20 protein-coding genes are annotated in these 18,387 nt (G+C 68.1%); 7 read left to right on the forward strand and 13 right to left on the reverse strand.

Annotated features, from left to right (window positions below; all coding sequences use genetic code 11):
* Positions 1-12 precede the first annotated feature (12 nt).
* The gene (gene ispG / locus ACGVWT_RS07785; protein WP_315463106.1) at positions 13-1,140 is read right to left on the reverse strand and encodes a flavodoxin-dependent (E)-4-hydroxy-3-methylbut-2-enyl-diphosphate synthase; all 1,128 of its coding nucleotides are present in this window, start codon (positions 1,138-1,140) and stop codon (positions 13-15) included.
* Positions 1,141-1,203: 63 nt separating this feature from the next.
* Here ispG and ACGVWT_RS07790 point away from each other — a divergent pair, with 63 nt between their 5' ends.
* Genes ACGVWT_RS07790 through ACGVWT_RS07805 form a run of 4 tightly spaced genes read left to right on the forward strand, consistent with a single transcriptional unit; the run spans position 1,204 to position 5,243 of the window.
* Positions 1,204-2,367 carry an acyltransferase family protein gene (locus ACGVWT_RS07790; protein WP_315463107.1) on the forward strand — a complete coding sequence of 388 codons (1,164 nt, stop codon included), beginning with the start codon at positions 1,204-1,206 and terminating at the stop codon, positions 2,365-2,367.
* Positions 2,364-3,281: an isoaspartyl peptidase/L-asparaginase family protein gene (locus tag ACGVWT_RS07795; protein WP_315463108.1), complete on the forward strand. Its 918-nt coding sequence runs from the start codon at positions 2,364-2,366 to the stop codon at positions 3,279-3,281. The genes ACGVWT_RS07790 and ACGVWT_RS07795 overlap by 4 nt, the downstream gene beginning before the upstream one ends.
* A 16-nt stretch (positions 3,282-3,297) precedes the next feature.
* Entirely contained in the window at positions 3,298-4,335 is a 1,038-nt protein-coding gene (locus tag ACGVWT_RS07800) for a DUF6624 domain-containing protein (RefSeq protein WP_315463109.1), read from the forward strand.
* A 47-nt stretch (positions 4,336-4,382) separates the two neighbouring features.
* A complete protein-coding gene (locus ACGVWT_RS07805; RefSeq protein ID WP_315463110.1) occupies positions 4,383-5,243 on the forward strand; it encodes a S1/P1 nuclease in 861 nt (286 codons plus the stop codon).
* A 121-nt stretch (positions 5,244-5,364) separates the two neighbouring features.
* Here the strand turns inward: ACGVWT_RS07805 and ACGVWT_RS07810 are convergent, their stop codons facing one another.
* From ACGVWT_RS07810 to ACGVWT_RS07865, 12 genes are all read right to left on the reverse strand, one after another.
* A complete protein-coding gene (locus ACGVWT_RS07810; RefSeq protein ID WP_315463111.1) occupies positions 5,365-5,601 on the reverse strand; it encodes a hypothetical protein in 237 nt (78 codons plus the stop codon).
* Complete coding sequence (locus tag ACGVWT_RS07815; protein WP_116460100.1) at positions 5,594-5,809, reverse strand: toxin-antitoxin system HicB family antitoxin; 216 nt, start codon at positions 5,807-5,809, stop codon at positions 5,594-5,596. Before ACGVWT_RS07815 ends, ACGVWT_RS07810 begins: the two co-directional genes overlap by 8 nt.
* A gap of 12 nt (positions 5,810-5,821) precedes the next feature.
* On the reverse strand, positions 5,822-6,718 hold the full coding sequence (locus ACGVWT_RS07820) for an SPFH domain-containing protein (RefSeq protein ID WP_394425876.1): 897 nt from the start codon (positions 6,716-6,718) through the stop codon (positions 5,822-5,824).
* A gap of 214 nt (positions 6,719-6,932) precedes the next feature.
* On the reverse strand, positions 6,933-7,457 hold the full coding sequence (gene pal, locus ACGVWT_RS07825; protein WP_241890556.1) for a peptidoglycan-associated lipoprotein Pal: 525 nt from the start codon (positions 7,455-7,457) through the stop codon (positions 6,933-6,935).
* Positions 7,458-7,513: 56 nt separating this feature from the next.
* Complete coding sequence (tolB, locus tag ACGVWT_RS07830; protein ID WP_315463112.1) at positions 7,514-8,929, reverse strand: Tol-Pal system beta propeller repeat protein TolB; 1,416 nt, start codon at positions 8,927-8,929, stop codon at positions 7,514-7,516.
* 178 nt (positions 8,930-9,107) lie between these two features.
* Entirely contained in the window at positions 9,108-10,124 is a 1,017-nt protein-coding gene (locus tag ACGVWT_RS07835) for a cell envelope biogenesis protein TolA (protein ID WP_315463113.1), read from the reverse strand.
* Positions 10,124-10,564: a protein TolR gene (gene tolR / locus ACGVWT_RS07840; RefSeq protein ID WP_116460104.1), complete on the reverse strand. Its 441-nt coding sequence runs from the start codon at positions 10,562-10,564 to the stop codon at positions 10,124-10,126. The genes ACGVWT_RS07835 and tolR overlap by 1 nt, the downstream gene beginning before the upstream one ends.
* Before the next feature lie 10 nt (positions 10,565-10,574).
* Entirely contained in the window at positions 10,575-11,267 is a 693-nt protein-coding gene (tolQ, locus tag ACGVWT_RS07845; RefSeq protein WP_116460105.1) for a protein TolQ, read from the reverse strand.
* Positions 11,264-11,728, reverse strand: a complete 465-nt coding sequence (locus tag ACGVWT_RS07850; RefSeq protein WP_315463114.1) for a YbgC/FadM family acyl-CoA thioesterase — start codon at positions 11,726-11,728, stop codon at positions 11,264-11,266. Before ACGVWT_RS07850 ends, tolQ begins: the two co-directional genes overlap by 4 nt.
* A gap of 63 nt (positions 11,729-11,791) precedes the next feature.
* Complete coding sequence (locus ACGVWT_RS07855) at positions 11,792-12,541, reverse strand: hypothetical protein (protein WP_315463115.1); 750 nt, start codon at positions 12,539-12,541, stop codon at positions 11,792-11,794.
* A 292-nt stretch (positions 12,542-12,833) separates the two neighbouring features.
* Complete coding sequence (locus tag ACGVWT_RS07860) at positions 12,834-13,853, reverse strand: nitronate monooxygenase (protein ID WP_315463117.1); 1,020 nt, start codon at positions 13,851-13,853, stop codon at positions 12,834-12,836.
* Between the two features lie 106 nt (positions 13,854-13,959).
* Positions 13,960-15,219 (reverse strand): aspartate kinase, encoded by a 1,260-nt coding sequence (locus ACGVWT_RS07865; RefSeq protein ID WP_315461009.1) that lies wholly within the window; start codon positions 15,217-15,219, stop codon positions 13,960-13,962.
* 53 nt (positions 15,220-15,272) lie between these two features.
* Here ACGVWT_RS07865 and ubiG point away from each other — a divergent pair, with 53 nt between their 5' ends.
* From ubiG to ACGVWT_RS07880, 3 genes are all read left to right on the forward strand, one after another.
* Positions 15,273-16,043, forward strand: coding sequence for a bifunctional 2-polyprenyl-6-hydroxyphenol methylase/3-demethylubiquinol 3-O-methyltransferase UbiG (gene ubiG, locus ACGVWT_RS07870; RefSeq protein WP_315461008.1), 771 nt, complete (start codon positions 15,273-15,275; stop codon positions 16,041-16,043).
* 159 nt (positions 16,044-16,202) lie between these two features.
* On the forward strand, positions 16,203-17,612 hold the full coding sequence (locus ACGVWT_RS07875) for a hypothetical protein (RefSeq protein ID WP_315461007.1): 1,410 nt from the start codon (positions 16,203-16,205) through the stop codon (positions 17,610-17,612).
* Positions 17,609-18,328, forward strand: coding sequence for a polysaccharide deacetylase family protein (locus ACGVWT_RS07880; RefSeq protein ID WP_315461006.1), 720 nt, complete (start codon positions 17,609-17,611; stop codon positions 18,326-18,328). Before ACGVWT_RS07875 ends, ACGVWT_RS07880 begins: the two co-directional genes overlap by 4 nt.
* Positions 18,329-18,387 lie beyond the last annotated feature (59 nt).

Here is an 18,387-nt window from a genome sequence, read left to right on the forward strand (position 1 = left end):
ATAGCACAGGTCCTATTCTGCCGCCACGACCTGCGGCACCGCCGTCGCCGCCTCGATTTCCGCCGCCTTGGCTTCGACCAAGCGGACGATGTGATCGATCATGCCCTCGTCCTGGACATGGTGGTCGGTCACGCCGGACAGATAGACCATGTGCTTGCCATTTCCACCACCGGTGATGCCGATGTCGGTCTCGCGTGCTTCGCCCGGGCCGTTGACGACGCAGCCGAGCACCGACAGGCTCATCGGCGTGCGAATATGCTGGAGCCGTTCCTCGAGCGCCTGCACGGTGCGGATCACGTCGAAACCCTGCCGCGCACACGACGGGCACGACACGACGCGCACGCCGCGGTTGCGGATGCCGAGCGCCTTCAGGATCTCGAAGCCGACGCGCACCTCGTCCTCGGGCTCAGCCGACAGCGAGACGCGGATCGTGTCGCCGATACCGTACCAGAGCAGGCTGCCGATCCCGATCGCCGACTTCACGGTGCCGCCGACGAAGCCGCCCGCTTCGGTGATGCCGAGGTGCAGCGGGCAATCCACCGCCTCGGCAAGCTGCTGATAGGCCGCCACCGCAAGGAACAGGTCCGACGCCTTCACCGCGACCTTATATTCGTGGAAATCGTGATCCTGCAGCAGCTTGATGTGATCGAGCGCCGACTCGACCAGCGCGTCGGGGCAGGGCTCGCCGTATTTTTCGAGCAGGTCCTTTTCCAGCGACCCACCATTGACGCCGATACGGATTGCGCAGCCATTGGCCTTGGCAGCGCGGACCACCTCGGCAACGCGTTCGGACGATCCAATATTGCCCGGATTGATGCGCAGGCACGCCGCCCCCGCATCCGCCGCCTCTAGCGCGCGCTTATAGTGGAAGTGGATGTCGGCGACGATCGGCACGCGGCTGCCGCGAACGATCTGCTTCAGCGCCGCGGTCGATTCGACGTCGGGACAGGAGACGCGAATGATATCGACGCCCGCATCCTCGCAGCGGCGGATCTGGTCGATCGTCGCGCGGATATCGGGGGTGGGCGTGTTGGTCATCGTCTGCACGGTGACGGGCGCATCGCCGCCGACGGGAACGGTGCCGACCATGATCTGGCGGCTCTGACGGCGGACGATGTCGCGCCACGGACGTAAGGACATGGCGCCTATATACAGCAGCCGGGTTGCGGTTCAAAGACGCTGGTGTAGGGCAGCAACGGTTCCATGACGCCCCCCATCCCCCATCACCGGCCGATCCCCCGCCATTATGGCCTCGACTGGCTGCGCGTCGCCGCTTTTGCGATCCTGATCGTCTATCACGTCGGCATGGTGTTCGTGCCCTGGGGCTTTCACGCCAAGAGCGCGCACGGCGCCGACTGGGTGGTATTGCCCATGCTCGCGGTGAACGCCTGGCGGCTCAGCCTGCTGTTCGTCGTGTCGGGCTATGCCAGCCGCGCACTGCTGACCCGCGCGAGCAGCCCTGGCGGCTTCCTGCGCCAGCGGACGCTGCGCCTGCTGGTGCCGCTGGCGTTCGGCGTCGCGGTGATCGTACCGCCGCAAAGCTGGGTCGAGCTGGTGACGCAGCACGGCTATCGCGCCGGCTTCGCGACCTTCTGGATCCACGACTATTTCCGTTTCGGCAAGCTCGCTGGGATCGGTCTGCCCGCGCTCAACCATCTGTGGTTCGTCGCCTATCTGTGGCTGTACACAGTGGTGCTGGCTGCCGGCGTCGCGCTGGTCCGCACCCAGGCGCCGCAGCGGGCATTCGACCGGCTCTTCGCCGGGCCGCTGCTGGTGGTTATCCCGACTGCGTGGCTGGTGTGCATCCACGGCTGGTGGTTCCCCATGGGATATGAAACGCACGATCCTCTCCACGACCTGATGGCGCATTTGAGCTACCTGCCCGCCTTCCTGTTCGGCTTCGCGCTGGCGGGATCGGCGCCGGTGCTGGCGGCGTGCGTGCGCTGGCGCTGGACGGGGCTGGCGATGGCGCTCCTGGGCTATGGCTTCATCCTGGCGGTAGAGCTGGTCGGCGGCGACGCGCCGCGCTGGCTGTATCCCACCTACGGAGCCGCGCATGCGCTGCAGCAATGGGGCGCGACGCTCGCGCTGATCGGCATGGCGGAACGGCACTGGAATCGCGACGCGCCGGCGCGCCGCACGCTGACCGAGGCGGTTTTCCCCTTCTACCTCGTCCATCAGACGATCATCGTCCTCGTCGCCTATTGGTTGATCCCCGCGCGGCTGGCCGGCGGTGCCGAATTCGCGGTGCTGATCGCCGCGACGATCGCCGGCTGCTGGGCCTTTTACGCGATCGGCCGCCGCATCGCGATCCTGCGCCCGCTGATCGGGCTGCGTTCCCTGTCGTCACAGAAGGTAGCATCATGAGCTGGTCCCTTGTCCTGCACGGCGGCGCCGGATCGATCGAGCGGCACCGCCTGACGCCCGAACAGGACGCGGGTGCTCGCGCCGGCCTGTCGCGCGCGCTCGATGCCGGCGCGGCGATCCTGTCGGGCGGCGGCAGCGCGCTTGATGCGGTGGAAGCCGCCGTCCAGGTGCTGGAGGACGACCCGCACTTCAACGCCGGCCGCGGCGCCGCCTTCACCCGTGACGGCGGCATCGAGCTGGATGCGGCGATCATGGACGGCGCCACGCGGGCGGCCGGCGCCGTCGCGGGGATCACGCAGACGCGTTCCCCCGTTGCGCTCGCGCGCCGGGTGATGGCGGCGAGCCCGCACGTCCTGTTGAGCGGCGCCGGCGCCGAGCAATTCGCCCGCGACCAGGGCCTGGAGGTCGCGCCCGACGGCTGGTTCGAGACGCCCGAACGCCGCCGCCAGCTCGACGAAATGCTGTCGCGCAACGCCGACGCCTTCGACGTCGACATGAAATACGGCACCGTCGGCGCGGTCGCGCGCGACTCGGCGGGCCATGTCGCCGCCGCCACCTCGACCGGCGGCGTCACTGGCAAGCGCTGGGGCCGGATCGGCGATTCGCCACTGATCGGCTCGGGCACCTTCGCCGACGATCGCGCCTGCGCGGTATCGTGCACCGGTTCGGGCGAATTCTTCATCCGCGTCGGCGTGGGCCATGAGATTGCGGCGCGCATCCGCCTTGTCGGCGACACGCCGCAAGCGGCCGCGGACGCCGTGATGGCGGAGGTGCATGCGCTCGGCGGCACCGGCGGCGTCATCGTCGCGACGCCTGTGGGCGATGCGGTGTGGAGCCTCACCACCCCCGGCATGTATCGCGCCCGCGCCACCGCGGCCGGTTTGCGCGAGGTCGCGATCTACGGCGACGAGTGATCGTCACGATCCGGCCATGATCCGCGCCGAGCATGGTGTCATGATCCGCCGCCTCGCCTTGCTCGCCGCCGCACTGCTCGCCACCGCCGAAGCCGCGCCGCCCACGACGCTGGCGCCCTATATGACCGGCGGGACGTTCCAGCCGGGCGACTATGGCTGGCTGCGCGGTGCCTTTGATGACGCGACGCCTGCACAGAAGGCCGAATGGCACGTGCTGGACGCCTGGCTGAAGCAGTGCCAGCAGGAGAGTAGCGCACAGACCCGCGCCGAATTGATCGCGCTCGGCATCGCCGATCCGAAGATCCGCCCGGCCGCTTATGGCGAGGCGCCCTGCGGCGCGGTCGGCCGCGCGTTCCCAGAAGGCGACATGGGCAATGATTGGTCGCTGTTCCAAACGAAGCTGGCGAGCGCCCGACGCGTCTCCGACACGCTCGTCTGGTCGGCCGCGCTGGCGCAGGCGGTCGGTGACGAGGCGGGCGACATCCTGACCGCGCAGCTGATCGCCCGACCGATCACTGATCAGGTCCTGCGCACGTCGCTGGCGTGGAATCAGGGCCCGACGAAGGGCGCACCGCCGCTCGATCCGATGGAGGCGGGGATCGTCCGCGGACTTACCTGGTCGGCGATCGCCGCACGCGATCACGCCAATACCGCGTGGATGAAGACGGTGGTCGCCAAACACGGCTGGCCGACGATCGCCACGGTCGGAGCGCAGGCATCGTCAAGCGCCTGGCTGCTGGTCCAGCATGCCGACGACGATCCCGTCTTCCAGCTGAAAATGCTGCGGCTGATGGAGCCGCTGGCTGCCAAGGGCGACGTTTCGCCGAAGAATTATGCGCTGCTCTACGACCGGGTGATGCTGCAAATGGTGGGCTCGCAGCGCTACGGGACGCAGATGAGCTGCGCGACGGGCAGCTGGCAGCCCTTCCCCTTAGAGGATGCCGCGAAGGTCGAAGGCTATCGTCACGCCGCCGGCCTCAACACCATGGCGCAGAACGCCGCGCGCATCCTGCAGGAAAACGGCCCCTGCCCGCCGATGCCCACAGCCCACTGACGCAAAGCCGCTTCTGCCCGTCACATTCCGACGCTAATACCAAGCCCATGAAACTCGTCCGCTTTGCCCTTGCCGCGCTGCCTGCGCTCATCCTCGCCGCGCCTGCCCAGGCCTATTGGGAGTTCGGGCATGAGACGGTCGCGAAGATCGCCTACGCCAACGTCACGCCGCAGACGCGCCGCGCGATCGACCGGCTGCTCGCAGAGACGCCCAAGCTGGATACCCCTGAGTGCCCCGCGACCACGATCGAGGGCGCAAGCACCTGGGCCGATTGCGTCAAGCCCCTGAAAGGCCCCGACGGCAAGTCGCGCTTCGGCTATGCCTACACCTGGCACTTTCAGGACGTGAACATCTGCCAGCCCTTCACGCTGGAAGAGGCGTGCAAGGACGGCAATTGCGTGTCCGCGCAGATCACCCGCGACGTCGCGATCCTGAAGAACAAGCGCCTGCCGGCGAAGGAGCGCGTCCAGGCGCTCGTCTTCCTGATCCACTTCGTCGGTGACCTGCACCAGCCGCTGCACGCGGGCGAGAAGAACGACAAGGGCGGCAATGACGTCGCCGCCGCTTATGGCAGCTACAGCCCCAAGCGGTTCAACCTGCATTCGATCTGGGACGGCACGCTCGCCGAACGTGCGATCACGACCGGGCCGAACCTCGTGCGTCGCTACCCCGCCGCCGAAAAGCGCCGCATCGCCGCGGGCAATGTCGTCGATTGGAGCCGCGAATCGTACACGATCGCGCATGACGTCGTCTATGCGAGCGCGCTGAAGGGCGATCCGTGTGCGCCCTCCCCCGCCAAGGTGACGCTGGACGAGGCGACGATCGAACGGATCGTGCCGGTCGCGCGGCTCGAGGTGGAGCGCGGCGGACTGCGGCTGGCGAAGCTGCTGGATCAGGCGCTGGGCTGATCCAGCGCACCGTCGTCATCGCCGCGCAGGCGGGGATCCATACTCTCTGACGTTGCGGCTCAAGCAAGACCTGCGCGTCTGGATACCCGCCTCCGCGGGAAGGACGGCGAGGGCGGGGCGCTTATCGCCAGCCTCGCCACTTCCAGCCGCCGCGGGTCTTGGCGTGCGCAACCCAGACCACCGCGATCGTCGCTGGAATCACCACGAACGCCGCTGCGTGCGGCCACAGCCGTGACATGCCGATTACCACCGCCAGATAGGCCACCAGCACCGCCCAGCCCTGCCATGCGATCGGCAGGCCCGCGCCATATCCGAAGCGCTTCGCCGCAAACCACGCGTCGTCATCCTCGTTACGCATCATCGTCCTCCTGCTGCTTGGGCGGGCGGCCGCGTTTCGCCGCGACCGGCGCGTCGAGCTTCACCCCCCGCCGGGCGAGCGCCTCGCGCAGCAGGCATTCGACCTGCGCATTCACGCTGCGCAGGTCGCCAGCCGCGCTCCGCTCGATCGCCGCATACAGCGCGGGATCGACGCGAAGGGGAAACGCCTTTTTGGGGGGAGAAGCCATCGATCGGTACGCTTACTGGTAGAGCGAGCCCGCGTTGACGACGGGCTGCGTGTCGCGCTCGCCGCACAGCACGACCATCAGATTGGACACCATCGCCGCGCGGCGTTCGTCGTCCAGCTCGACGACGTTCTTCGCAGACAGTTGGTCGAGCGCCAGCTCGACCATGCCGACCGCACCTTCGACCAACGTCGTGCGCGCTGCGACCACCGCCTGCGCCTGCTGCCGGCGCAGCATCGCGCCCGCGATCTCCTGCGCATAGGCGAGGTGCGTGAAGCCGCATTCGTCGACGGTGATCCCCGCCACCGCCAGCCGTGCGATCAGTTCGGCACGGAGTTCCGCCCCCACCTGATCGTGGTTGCCGCGCAGCGTGATCTCCTGATGCTCGTAATCGTCATAAGGGTAGCGCGAGCCGATCGTGCGCACCGCCGCCTCGATCTGAACGTTCACGAACGCCTTATAATCATCGACGTCGAACAGCGCCTGCGCCGTGTCGGTGACGCGCCAGACGACCTGCGCCGCCATCTCGATTGGGTTGCCGCGCAAATCGTTGACCTTGATCCGGTCTGAAATGACGTTGTTAGCGCGGACCGACACCTTGCGCCGCATCAGCCACGGCAGCACCCAGCGCAGGCCCGCCGTGCGATCGGTACCCGCATAGCTGCCGAACAGCGTGATCGCGCCCGCCTGATTGGGCTGCAACATGTAGAAGCCCGCCGCGATGAACACGACGCCCAGCACACACAGTAGCGGTACGATCGATACGATCGGCGGCAGCGCTTCAGACGCGAGTTCGGCGAAGAAGATGATCGCGGCCACGGCCAGCGCTGCGGCCAGCGCCAGCATCGTATACCCGCTCGCCGTGGCGGCACGCCGTTCCTGCGACCGCGTGAGACTCCCCTGTTGCACCACCCTGTCCTCCGATTAATGTGATATCACATTTATATCGGATTTCAGGGGATGCAAGGGGATCCGCTGGCCGTCACCTCGGCCGAAGAGCCGGGGTCCCGCTTCTAGGTCTGGGCGGAGGGAGAAGCGGGACCCCGGGTCAAGCCCGGGGTGACGGGTGGGATCGGATCGTAGTGGCCTATCAAGCCTGAGAGGCAGACGCTGCCCCTCCGGTGCGTCAGTTCAGGACAACCGTCACAGCACGGCGGTTCTGCGCCCAGGCAGCCTCGTCCGACCCCAGCGCCACCGGGCGTTCCTTGCCATAGCTGATCGTGGTCAGGCGCGACGGGTCGATGCCCTTGGCGACCAGATAGTTCTTGGCCGCATTGGCGCGGCGATCGCCCAGCGCCAGATTGTATTCGCGCGTGCCGCGTTCGTCGCAATGACCCTCGATCGTCGCGCGGACATTGGGATAGCGTTGCAGCCACGCCGCCTGCGTGTCGAGGATCGCACGCGCGTCGGCGTCGATATCGCTCTGATCGGTGCCGAACAGCACCGTGTTCGACGTCACCGAGCGACGGAAGTCCGCATCGGAGCCGGGCACGATCGCGCCATCGACCGGTCCGGTGTTGGCGGGCGGCGCAGTGTTGAGGCCGGCGGTGTTGTCGACCGGGGGCGGCGGCAGCTGCTTGGGCTTGTGCGCACAGGCGGCGAGCGACGCCAGCGCCGCGCCGGTCAACAGGATGTTGGTCAATTTGGTCATCGTCGTGACTCCGTTGGTGATCGTTTCGCCCCCGAAACACCCCTGCCAAAAACGCGTCAGGGCCGCAAAGGTCCCCAGGCCGGATCCGAGCCGTCGAGCGGCGTGGGAATCTTGCGCTCCACCTGTCCGGTCAGGTCGACCATCCACAGATCGGCCTTGCCCGAGCTGCCCGGCGTCGAGCGGTAGAAGGTGATGACGCGGCCATTGGGCGACCAGCTGGGCCCTTCGTCCTGCCACCCGTCGGTCAGGATCTTCTCGCCGCTGCCGCTGGGCGACATGATGCCGATGCGGAAATTGCCCCCGAGCTTGGTGAAGGCGATCAGATCGCCGCGCGGGCTCCACACCGGCGTCGCATAGCGCCCGCCGCCGAAGCTGATCCGCTGCTGGCCGGAGCCATCCGCGTTCATGACATAGATCTGCTGGCCGCCCGACCGGTCGCTTTCGAACACGATGCGCGATCCGTCGGGCGAGTAGCTGCCGCCGGTGTCGATACCCGGCGACGTGGTCAGCCGCTGCGGCGTGCCGCCCTGGGAGGAGACACGATAGATGTCGGTATTCCCGTTCTGCGCCATCGAGAACAGGATCCAGCGGCCGTCAGGCGAAAAGCGCGGCGCGAAGGTGAGGCTGACGTTCTGCACCACCCGGCGCGGCCGGCCCGAGCCGAGATCGTAGACGTAGATCGCCGGCTTGTCGTTCTCATAGCTCATGAAGACGATCGACTGCTGGTTCGGCGCGAAGCGCGGCGTCAGTACGATCGACTGGCCGTTGGTCAGGAAACGGTGGTTGGCGCCATCCTGATCCATGATCGCGAGGCGCTTGATACGCTTCGCCTTGGGGCCGGTTTCGCTGACATAGACGACGCGACTGTCGAAATAGGGGCCTTCGCCGGTCAGACGGGCATAGACCATGTCGGCGCATTTGTGCCCGGCGCGCCGCCAGTCGGACGGTGCGACGACGAAGCCGGTGCGCTTCAGCTCGATCTTCGAAAAGACGTCGTACAGATAGCAACCGATCGTCAGATTGCCGTCGCCATTGGCACGCACGAAGCCCTGCACCAGAGCCTGCGCGCCCGTGCCGCCCCAGTAATCGAAGGCAGGCGCGTTCACTTCCTGAAAGCCGACCGGGCGCAACTGGTTGGCGCCGAGCGGCGTGAACAGGCCGGAATTCCGGAGGTCGTTGGCGATGATGTCCGCCATCTGCCGGCCGAGCGCATCGGTGCGACCTGCGGGCGTATCGACCACCTCGGCGGTCGGCATCGCGGGGATGGCGATCGGCATCGGCGCCGAGACGCCGCCCGTCACCGACACTTCCAGCGGTGCGGGCGTCTGCCCGGCGGACGCGGCCTGGTCCTGCGGCGCCGGCGACGCGGCGGCGGACTGCGCCGGGGCGGGTGCCTGCTGCGCGAGGGCAGGCAGGGCTAGCGCAGGCAGGGCAACGGTGACGCTCAGCGCGACCAGCAACGACCGGATCATGACCATCCTCTCAAACGCGTGTTACACGATACGGCGATCCCATACGCCCCGTCACCCCGGACTTGGTCCGGGGTCCACCGGGCTGAACGGGCAACGGTGGTGCGGCTCGCCATTCGCCAAGCCGCTAAGTGGACCCCGGACCAAGTCCGGGGTGACGGAGTGGGTGGGGCCAGCGCCGTCACTGCAATTTCCAGTTGAAGCGGATCGCGTTCCATCCGCCCGACGGCGTGGAATAATATTCCGGCGGCAGCTTCAGCGGCGAACAGCCCTTGAACGCGGCGATTCCTAGATCGACCACGCGCTGCTTGTAGCGCTCGTTCTCGTCGGTGATGCCCGACTGGCGCACCATCTTCGGCGTCGCCGCGAGCGAGCCATCTTCGTTGAGGCGCAGGTCGAGCACCGTCAGGATCTCATTCGCGCCCGGCCCCGGATTGACCTGTCGCATCGCGCACGGCCGGATCTGGCGTTCGATCGCGTCGATGATCCCGGCAAGCGCCCGCGCGTCGATCTTGGCGGCGCGCGGGGCGGTGGAGGTGCTGGTCGATTTCTCGCTGGTCAGCCCGGCGAGGAAGTTGTCGCCCAGGCGCGAGCCGCGCGGACGCGCCGCCTTGGCGGTTTCGCTGCTACCGGTGCCCTTCGCCGCGGACGATTTGGCCGCGCTCGCCGACTTGCCCGTCCCGGCCTTTGCCGATTCGGCGGCGGGTTTCGCCGTGGCCTTGGCGGGCGCGGGCTTCGCGGCCGGCTTGGGCGCTGCCTCGGCGACGGGCCGGGGCTTGGGCGCGGCCTTCACCGGCGCGGGTTTCGGTTTGGGCTGCGGCTTGGGTTCGGGCTTGGCCGGCTTCGGCTCCGCCTTGGGCGCAGGCTTGGGCGCCGGTTTGGGTTCGGGCTTGGGCTGCGGCGGCGCCGGCTTGGGTTCGGGCGGCGCGGGTTCGGGTTCGGCGGCGGGCTCGGGCTCGGCAGGCGCGGCGGCATCCTCCGGCTCGCCAGTATCGGGCGCGACCGATTGCGCGGGCGGCGTCACCGATTGCGGCGCCGTCGCTTCCAGCCCAACATCCTTGACGAGGCTGACCTCCATCGGCGTCTGCTGCAACTTCTCCGGATTGGGCGTGGCGAGAAAGCCGATCGACAGCAGGCCGAAGAGCACGATGTGCCCCGCAACCGCGATCCCCAGTCCGACCTTCTCGACGCGATCCATTATTTCTGCTCGCCGCCTTCCACCGTCAGCAGCGACACGCGGTTGAGCCCCGCGCGGTTCAGCTCGCCCATCACGCGCATCACCTGCCCGTAATCGAGCGCGCGATCGGCGCGCAGGAACACCTGCGGCGGCTGGCCGCCCGCCTGCACCGCGGCGATCTGCTCCAGCCGCTGCGGCAGCGCGGCGGCGCTCACTTCCTCGTCATCGATATACAGCTTGCCCTGTGCATCGAGCGACAGCTGCACCGGCTTCTGGTCCTGATCCAGCGCCTTCGCCCGGCTGTCGGGCAGGTTCACCGGCACGCCCGCGGTCAGCAGCGGCGCCGTCACCATGAAGATGATGAGCAGCACCAGCATCACGTCGACCAGCGGCGTGACGTTGATGTCCGCCATCGGCGCCCGCCGGCCGCGACCGCGCTGCGAGGGGAGGTTCATCGCCATCAGCGCGCGCTCACCGCGACCCGTCCAGCTGCCGGGACAGCGTGGTGTGGAAGCCGTCGGCGAAGCGGTTCAGCGCCGCCTCGATCCGGTTCACGCCGTGGCTGAAGCGGTTGTAGGCGATCACCGCCGGAATCGCCGCGAACAGGCCGATCGCGGTCGCGAACAGCGCTTCGGCAATGCCCGGCGCGACGACGGCGAGCGACGAATTCTGCGCCTGGGCGATGCCGGTGAAGCTGCGCATGATCCCCCACACCGTTCCAAACAGCCCGACGAAGGGCGCGACCGATCCGATCGTCGCAAGGATGTTCAGCCGATCGCCGATCCGGTCGATCTCGCCTGCCGCCGCCGCGCCCATCGCGGTGGCGAGGCGTTCGCGCGTGCCGTTCTTGTCGATCGTGCCGCCCGCGGTCGAGCGGCGCCATTCCTTCACGCCCGCGACGAACACGCGCGCGGACGGCAGGTCCTTGTCGCTTTCCGCCTTGTAGAAGGCGTCGATATCCTCTGCCTTCCAGAAGTCGCGTTCGAAGGCGCCCATGCCCTTGCGGATCCGGCCCAGCCGCCGCCAGAAGGCGATGATCAGCGCCCAGGTCCAGATGCTGGCGCCGAGCAGGCCGAGCATCACGACCTTCACGACGATATCCGCCTGCAGGAACAGTGCGACGGGCGACAGCGTCGCCGCATCCATGTTGAACACCGGATTCATGAATTAGTCCCCTGCCAGATCAGGCGTTGGTAGATGGCGAGCCAGTCGGCCGGTTGACGCTTCGGCCGTCCCGATGGCGCGACGAGCGCCGCCGTGACATCGGCCTCGGTCAGCACAAGCGAACCGCGCCTGACTGTTTGATGAATGACCACGCTCGCCGGGCTGGCGCGGATCACGCGACTGGCGACGATCAGCGCGTCGTCGAGCTTGGCTGGCGCGCGATAGCGGATGGCGAGGTCGACGATCGCATAGGCGCCCTCGCCCGCTTCGTGATGGCCCCGCTGGTCGATCCCGGCGACGCGCAGCATGTCGGAGCGGGCGCGCTCCATGTAGCGCAGGTAATTGGCGTGGTAGACGACGCCGGACAGGTCGGTGTCTTCGAAATAGACGCGCAGCGGGAACAGGTGCTCGCGCCCCTCGAACCGTCCACCCGCGGGCTGGTCGATGCATCCCTCGTCCATTGCGAGGGCGCGTTAACCCAACCCGGCCCTAGGGGAAACCCTTAGCCGCGCTTGCGCACCGCCTTATTGCGTGACGGTGCCGGTATCGGCGAAGGCGCTGGGGTCCAGTTTGAGGCGCGGATGCGCCGCCGGCGTCGCGGCCGGGACCGCCTGTACGACCAGCGGGCGCGGGGTGAACGGCGTCACGCTCGCCATCCGCGTCGCCGCGGCCTGTTGGGCGCGCCAAGCGTCATAGGCTGCGTAAAAATCGGTGAACGGCTTCTCGAGCACGGCGAGCCGGCCGGCCGCGAAGGCGGGCAGGTCCGCAGGCGCAACGCTCTGCACGTCGGTCAGCGTCGCTGCGGCGGCGTTGCAGAAGGCGTCATGCGCCGGCACCTGGCTGAAGAAATTATAGAGCCGCGTCATCGCGTCGTCATAGCGGTCCTGCCAGTCGCCACCGCCTGCCTTGAATTCACTCGCGAGCCGCGTCTGCGCAGAGGCGAGCATCGCCTTCTGCGCGGCGAGCAGCGCATTGTAATCCGCGACGACCTGCACCGATTCGGGGCCACGGCAGGCGAGCGCGGCAACGTTGAGCGCAGCACGCAGGTGCCAGACCGCTCCGTCGGCGCTGAGGTTGCGATTGGGAGTCGCATAGCGGCCATCGGCCATCAATGCGGGGATCGGCATGCCGACATAGGCGCCCTTCGGCATCGTCAGCGGTGCAGGGGCGGGCTTGGGCAGCGTCGCCACCACGGGCGGCGGCTGCACCCGGCGCGTCGCACAGCCGGCGAGCAGCGCCAGCACGGTCATGGAAATGGCAATCGAACGGCGCATCGTCCCGGCGTCCCTTTCGCCCCCCGGCATGTGAGGGCGACTCTGCAGTCGGATGGTTAACGAAGCGTTAGCGGTGCGGTGAGCCGTGCCTTCCGCGGTGGGACAGGAGGCGTCGGAGAAACATCACGTCTGATGAACCGACCGCCGTCATTGCAAGCGCAGCGAAGCAATCCAGAGCCGGATCATGACGCCTTGGATTGCTTCGCTACGCTCGCAATGACGGATCGACCGGAGGTGACCCTGCTGTTGCAGCGCGCCGAAGCACGCGCCCTCCCTGCAACGAAGGGAGGTCTTACGCCGCCCTCTTGTCCAGCGCCGTGGCCGCTTCCGCCATCAGGTTGGCGATGATGTCCGCGATCGGTTCTTCCTTGGTCACCATGCCGACCGACTGGCCGGCCATCACGCTGCCGTGCTCGACGTCGCCGTCGATCACGGCGCGGCGCAGCGCACCGGCCCAATAATGTTCGATCTGCAACTGCGCCTCGGCCATGGCGACGCTGCCTTCGTCTAGGCTCTGCGCCACTTCGCGCTGCTTGGCGGTGAACAATTCGCCGCCGGCGTTCTTCAGCGCGCGCACCGGGATCACGGGCAGGCGCGGGTCGATCTGCACGCTCGCCACTGCGTCGCGGGCGCTGGCGCGGATGAACGCCTTCTTGAAATTGGGGTGCGCGATCGATTCGGTCGCGCAGACGAAGCGCGTGCCGAGCTGCACGCCCGCCGCACCCATATCGAGATAGCCCGCGATCGCCTCGCCGCGGCCGATGCCGCCTGCGACGAACACGGGCACCAGATCGGCGATCTCGGGCAGCATCTCCTGCGCGAGCACGCTGGTCGAGACGGGGCCGATATGGCCGCCGGCCTCCATGCCCTCGATCACCAGCGCATCGACGCCCGACCGGATCAGCTTCTTGGCGAGCGCCAGCGTAGGCGCGAAGCAGATGACCTTGGCGCCGCTTTCCTTGATTGCTTCCAGCGAGCCCTTGGGCGGCAGGCCACCGGCGAGGACGACATGGCCGATGCTGTGCTTGGCGCAGACCGCGATCAGGTCGAACAGCGCCGGGTGCATGGTGATGAGGTTCACGCCGAACGGCTTGTCCGTCAGCGCCTTCGTCCCCGCGATCTCGGCATCGAGCAGTTCGGGCGTCATCGCGCCGCACGCAATCACGCCGAAGCCGCCGGCGTTGGACATGGCGGCGACCAGGTTGCGCTCGCTGACCCACGACATGGCACCCGCCATGATAGCGACCTCGCTGCCGAGGAACGCGGCGCCGCGCGCCATGCGGCGGGTGAGCCGCTCGCTGCCGATGGTCATGCCTTCCCCCCTGTCGTCACCCCAGCGCAGGCTGGGGTCGTGTGGTTGTCGTCGATGCCCTGACCGCGAAAGACCCAAGCCTTCGCTGGGGTGACGAAGATGGGTTTCACGCCGCTGCCTCTGCGTCGAGGCCATAAGCCGTGTGCAGCACGCGCACCGCCAGCTCGGTTTCGTCCTCGTGGATCAGGACCGAGACCTTGATCTCGCTGGTCGAGATTGCCTGGATGTTGATGCCGCGCGCGCCCAGCGTCGTGAACATCGTGCTCGCGACACCCGCATGGCTGCGCATGCCGACGCCGACGACCGAGATCTTGGCGACGCGCGTATCGTGGACCAGCTCGCCGAAGCCGATCGCCTCACGCCCCTGGTTCAGCGCCTCCAGCGAGCGCGCCAGATCGGCGGACGGCACCGTGAAGGTGACGTCGGTCGACCCGTGGTTGTGCGCGATATTCTGGATGATCATGTCGACGTTGATGTTCGCCGCCGCCAGAGGCTCGAAGATCGCGGCCACCGCGCCCGGCTTGTCGGGGACGCTGGTCAGTGTGATCTTCGCTTCGTTCTTGTCGTGCGCGATGCCGGTGATCAGCTGGCGTTCCACGTCGTCAATCTCCTCTTCGCCGACGATCATCGTGCCGGGCAATGTATCCGCCATGGGCGCGTCCTCGCCCGTGAAGGACGAGAGTACCTGGACGCGGACCTGTTCCTTCATCGCGAGGCCGACCGATCGGGTCTGCAACACCTTCGCGCCGACGCTGGCGAGTTCCAGCATCTCCTCATAGGTCACCTTGGCGAGTTTCCGCGCGCGCGGCACGATGCGCGGGTCGGTGGTGTAGACGCCGTCGACGTCGGTGTAGATGTCGCAACGGTCCGCCTTCACCGCCGCCGCGACCGCGACCGCCGACGTATCCGACCCACCGCGGCCCAGCGTTGTCACGCGGCCATCCTCCGACCGGCCCTGGAAGCCCGGGATCACCGCAACCTCGCCCGCCGCCATGCTGGCGAGCAGCGCGTCCGTCTCGATCGTGCCGATCCGCGCCTTGGCATGCGCATCGTCGGTGTGGATCGGCAGCTGCCAGCCGAGCCAGCTACGCGCCTGCACGCCCGCCGCCTGCAACGCGATCGCCAGCAGGCCGCTGGTGATCTGTTCGCCCGCCGCAACGACGACGTCATATTCCTTGGGGTCGTACAGCGACGAGGCTTCGCGGCAGAAGCCGACCAGCCGGTCGGTCTCGCCCGCCATCGCCGATACGACGACCGCGACCTCGTTGCCCGCCTCCACCTCGCGTTTGACGCGCGCCGCAACGCTCCGGATGCGCTCGATCCCGGCCATCGACGTGCCGCCGAACTTCATCACGATACGTGCCATCGCGTCTCGCCAAACTCCTTGGGTGAAAGGGTGCGCCCTGATAGGTAGCGGCCATGGCAAGCGCAAGCAGCACGATCGATCCCTCCGGCGGCGTCCGCGTCGGCGGGGGCACCACGACCATCGACGCACGCGAGGCGGCGCATTTCGGCGGGATGGCCAAGGACTGGTGGGATCCGAAGGGGTCCTCGGCGATGCTCCACAAACTGAATCCGGTGCGGCTGCGCTACATCCGGGCGGCGATCGACCTGCACTGGGACGGAGACGACACCAGCTTCACGCCGCTCGCCGGCAAGTCGGCGCTCGACGTCGGCTGCGGTGCCGGGCTGCTCGCCGAACCGCTCGCGCGGCTGGGCGCAGCCGTCACCGGCATCGACGCCGCCGCGGAAAATATCGTGGTGGCCGAGGCGCATGCGGCGCAGAGCGGCCTCGCCATCGATTACCGCGCGACCGGCATCGAAAACATGTCCGGCCGCTTCGACCTCGTCACCAGCCTCGAGGTCATCGAGCATGTCAGCGACCCCGCCGGCTTTGTCCGCGGCCTCGCCGAAGCCCTAGCGGACGACGGCCTGCTGATCCTCTCGACCCCCAACCGCACGCCACTCTCCCGCCTCGCGCTCATTACGCTGGCGGAAGGCACCGGCCGCATCCCGCGCGGCACGCACGATTGGGACAAGTTCCTGAGCCCCGAAGAGCTGACCGACCTGATCGAACGCGCCGGCCTGACGGTGACGGACGTGAAGGGGCTGAGCTTTTCGCCCGCAACCGGCTTCACCCTAAGCGATTCGACCGCCCTCGATTATTTCGTGACGGCCAAGCGCGTTTAAGTCCTCCCTCGCTTTAGCGGGGGAGGGAGACCGCGGCCGAAGGCCGTGGTGGAGGGGGACGGCTCCACAAACACGACGCTCACCGCTTCAGCCCTCTCCGTCACCACTATCGCGGCGCCACCTCCCCCTGGCGGGGGAGGAATGATAACGGGGCGGCCCATGCCACTACTCACCAACCCCCGTTTGCGGCTGCCCCTGCTGATCCTCGTCGCCATCGCGGCGCGGGCGCTGACGTTCGGCAATCCGGTCGTCCACGTCGACGAGGAATTCTATTATTTCACCGGCACCGCGCTATGGCACGGTCTGCTGCCGTTCGTGGACGTCTGGGACCGCAAGCCCGTCGGCCTATTCCTGCTCTACGCGATTCCCGCCGGGCTCGGCTTTCCCGCTGGCATCTGGGCCTATCAGGCGATGGCGCTCGCCAGCCTGATCGCGACCGCGGCGCTGGTCGCGCGCCTTGCAGCCCGCGCCGGATTCGCCGCCGGCGCCACCGCGGGCGCGCTCGCTTATATCCTGTGGTTCGACCTGCTCGGCGGACAGGGCGGCCAGTCGCCGGTCTTCTACAATCTGCTGGTGATCGGCGCCGCGCTGCTCGCACTCGACGGCACCCGCCGCGCCGGGCTCGCCGCGATGGCGCTGGTCGGCGTGGCGCTGCAGATCAAATATTCGGTCGTGTTCGAGGGGCTGTTCCTCGGCCTGTGGCTGCTCGCCGACGACTGGCGCGCGCGTAAAAACCCCACCGGCCTCGTTGGATACGGCATCGCCCTGGTTGCACTCGCGATGCTACCCACCGCGCTCGCCGCCGTCGCCTACGCGGCGATCGGCCAATGGGACGCCTTCGTCTACGCCAATTTCCTGTCGATCTTCCACCGCAACCCCGATCCGCTCGGCGAGCTGGCCGGCAATCTTGGCCAGATCGTCCTCGTCATCTCGCCGATCGTCGCGATCGCCATTCTGGCGCTGCACCGGAGCGTAATGACGCGCGCGCGCCGCTTCATCGCGCTGTGGCTCGCGGTGTCGATCGCGGGCGTGATCGTGTTCCGGCCGTGGTTCGACCATTATAGCCTACCCGTGCTGCTTCCCGCCTGTGCCGCTGCGGCGGGCCTGCTGGGGCGCGACGACTGGCAGCGCTGGCGCACACCCGCCCTGCTGCTGACCGCCGCGCTCGCCGGGCAGATCACGCTCGTCATCCAGCGCCTGGAGCGGGGCGAGGCGCGCGAGTTCGCCGCACTCAGCGCTGCGGTCGGGCGCGGGCCGGGGTGCCTGTGGGTCTATTCAGGCAGTACAATGCTGTACGTCTCGACCGCGCGCTGCACGCTGTCGCGCTATATCGTACCGAGCCACCTCGCCCGCACGCGCGAAGCCGGCGCCACCGGCATCGACCAGCAAGGCGAAATCCGCCGCATCCTCGCGGCTCGTCCCGCCGTGGTGGTGATGCGCCCACCCTATGGCGGCGAACGGCCCGAGGCGCGCGCGGCGGTGATGGCGGCGATGGCCGCCAACTACACCCTCACCGCCGCACTGCCGATGGGCAACGAGACGATCAGCGTCTATAAACGGCTGCGATGAAACGCCTGTTCGCCTCGATCCACGACGTCTCGCCCCGCTTCGAGGGTGAGGTCGACCGCCTGCTCGATCATCTCGCTCCCCATGTCGGCCGCCGCCTCGCGATGCTGGTGGTGCCGGACCACTGGTCCAGCGCGCCGATCACGCCTGCTTTCGCGACGCGCCTGCGTGGCTGGGCGGACGAAGGCATCGAGATGTTCGTCCATGGCTGGACGCACCGCGACGATAGCGCCCACACCGGCGCCGCCGCCTCGCTGAAGGCCAAGCACATGACCGCAGGCGAAGGCGAGTTTCTGGGCCTCAGCCATGCCGAGGCGCTGATCCGCATGCGTCGCGGCAAGGCGTTGGTCGAGGATATCACCGGCCGCGCCGCCACCGGCTTCATCGCGCCGGCCTGGCTCTATTCGCCAGGCGCGCGCGCAGCGCTGAAGGACGCTGGGTTCGCATTGGCGGAGGATCATGCGCGAGTCTGGCAGCCCGGAGGTGAGGTCGTCGCCCGCGGGCCGGTCATCACCTGGGCGAGCCGCAGCCGGCCGCGGCAGTTGAGTTCGCTGTTCGCCGCGGGGGCACTGCGGCGCGTGTTGCAGCCGACAAGGAATGTGCGGATCGCGGTGCATCCGGGCGACACGACCGTCCCGGCGCTGATGCACAGCATCACGACGACCTTCGCGGCATTCGGCAAGCACCGGCCGGCAGCCTATGCGGAGTTGCTGGCTTAAGCCCTCACCCCACTCGCCCCGTCACCCCGGACCTGGTTCGGGGTCCACCAAGCCGCCAG

This window comes from Sphingomonas sp. S6 (genome assembly GCF_043498045.1).
In the GTDB taxonomy this organism is placed as follows: domain Bacteria; phylum Pseudomonadota; class Alphaproteobacteria; order Sphingomonadales; family Sphingomonadaceae; genus Sphingomonas.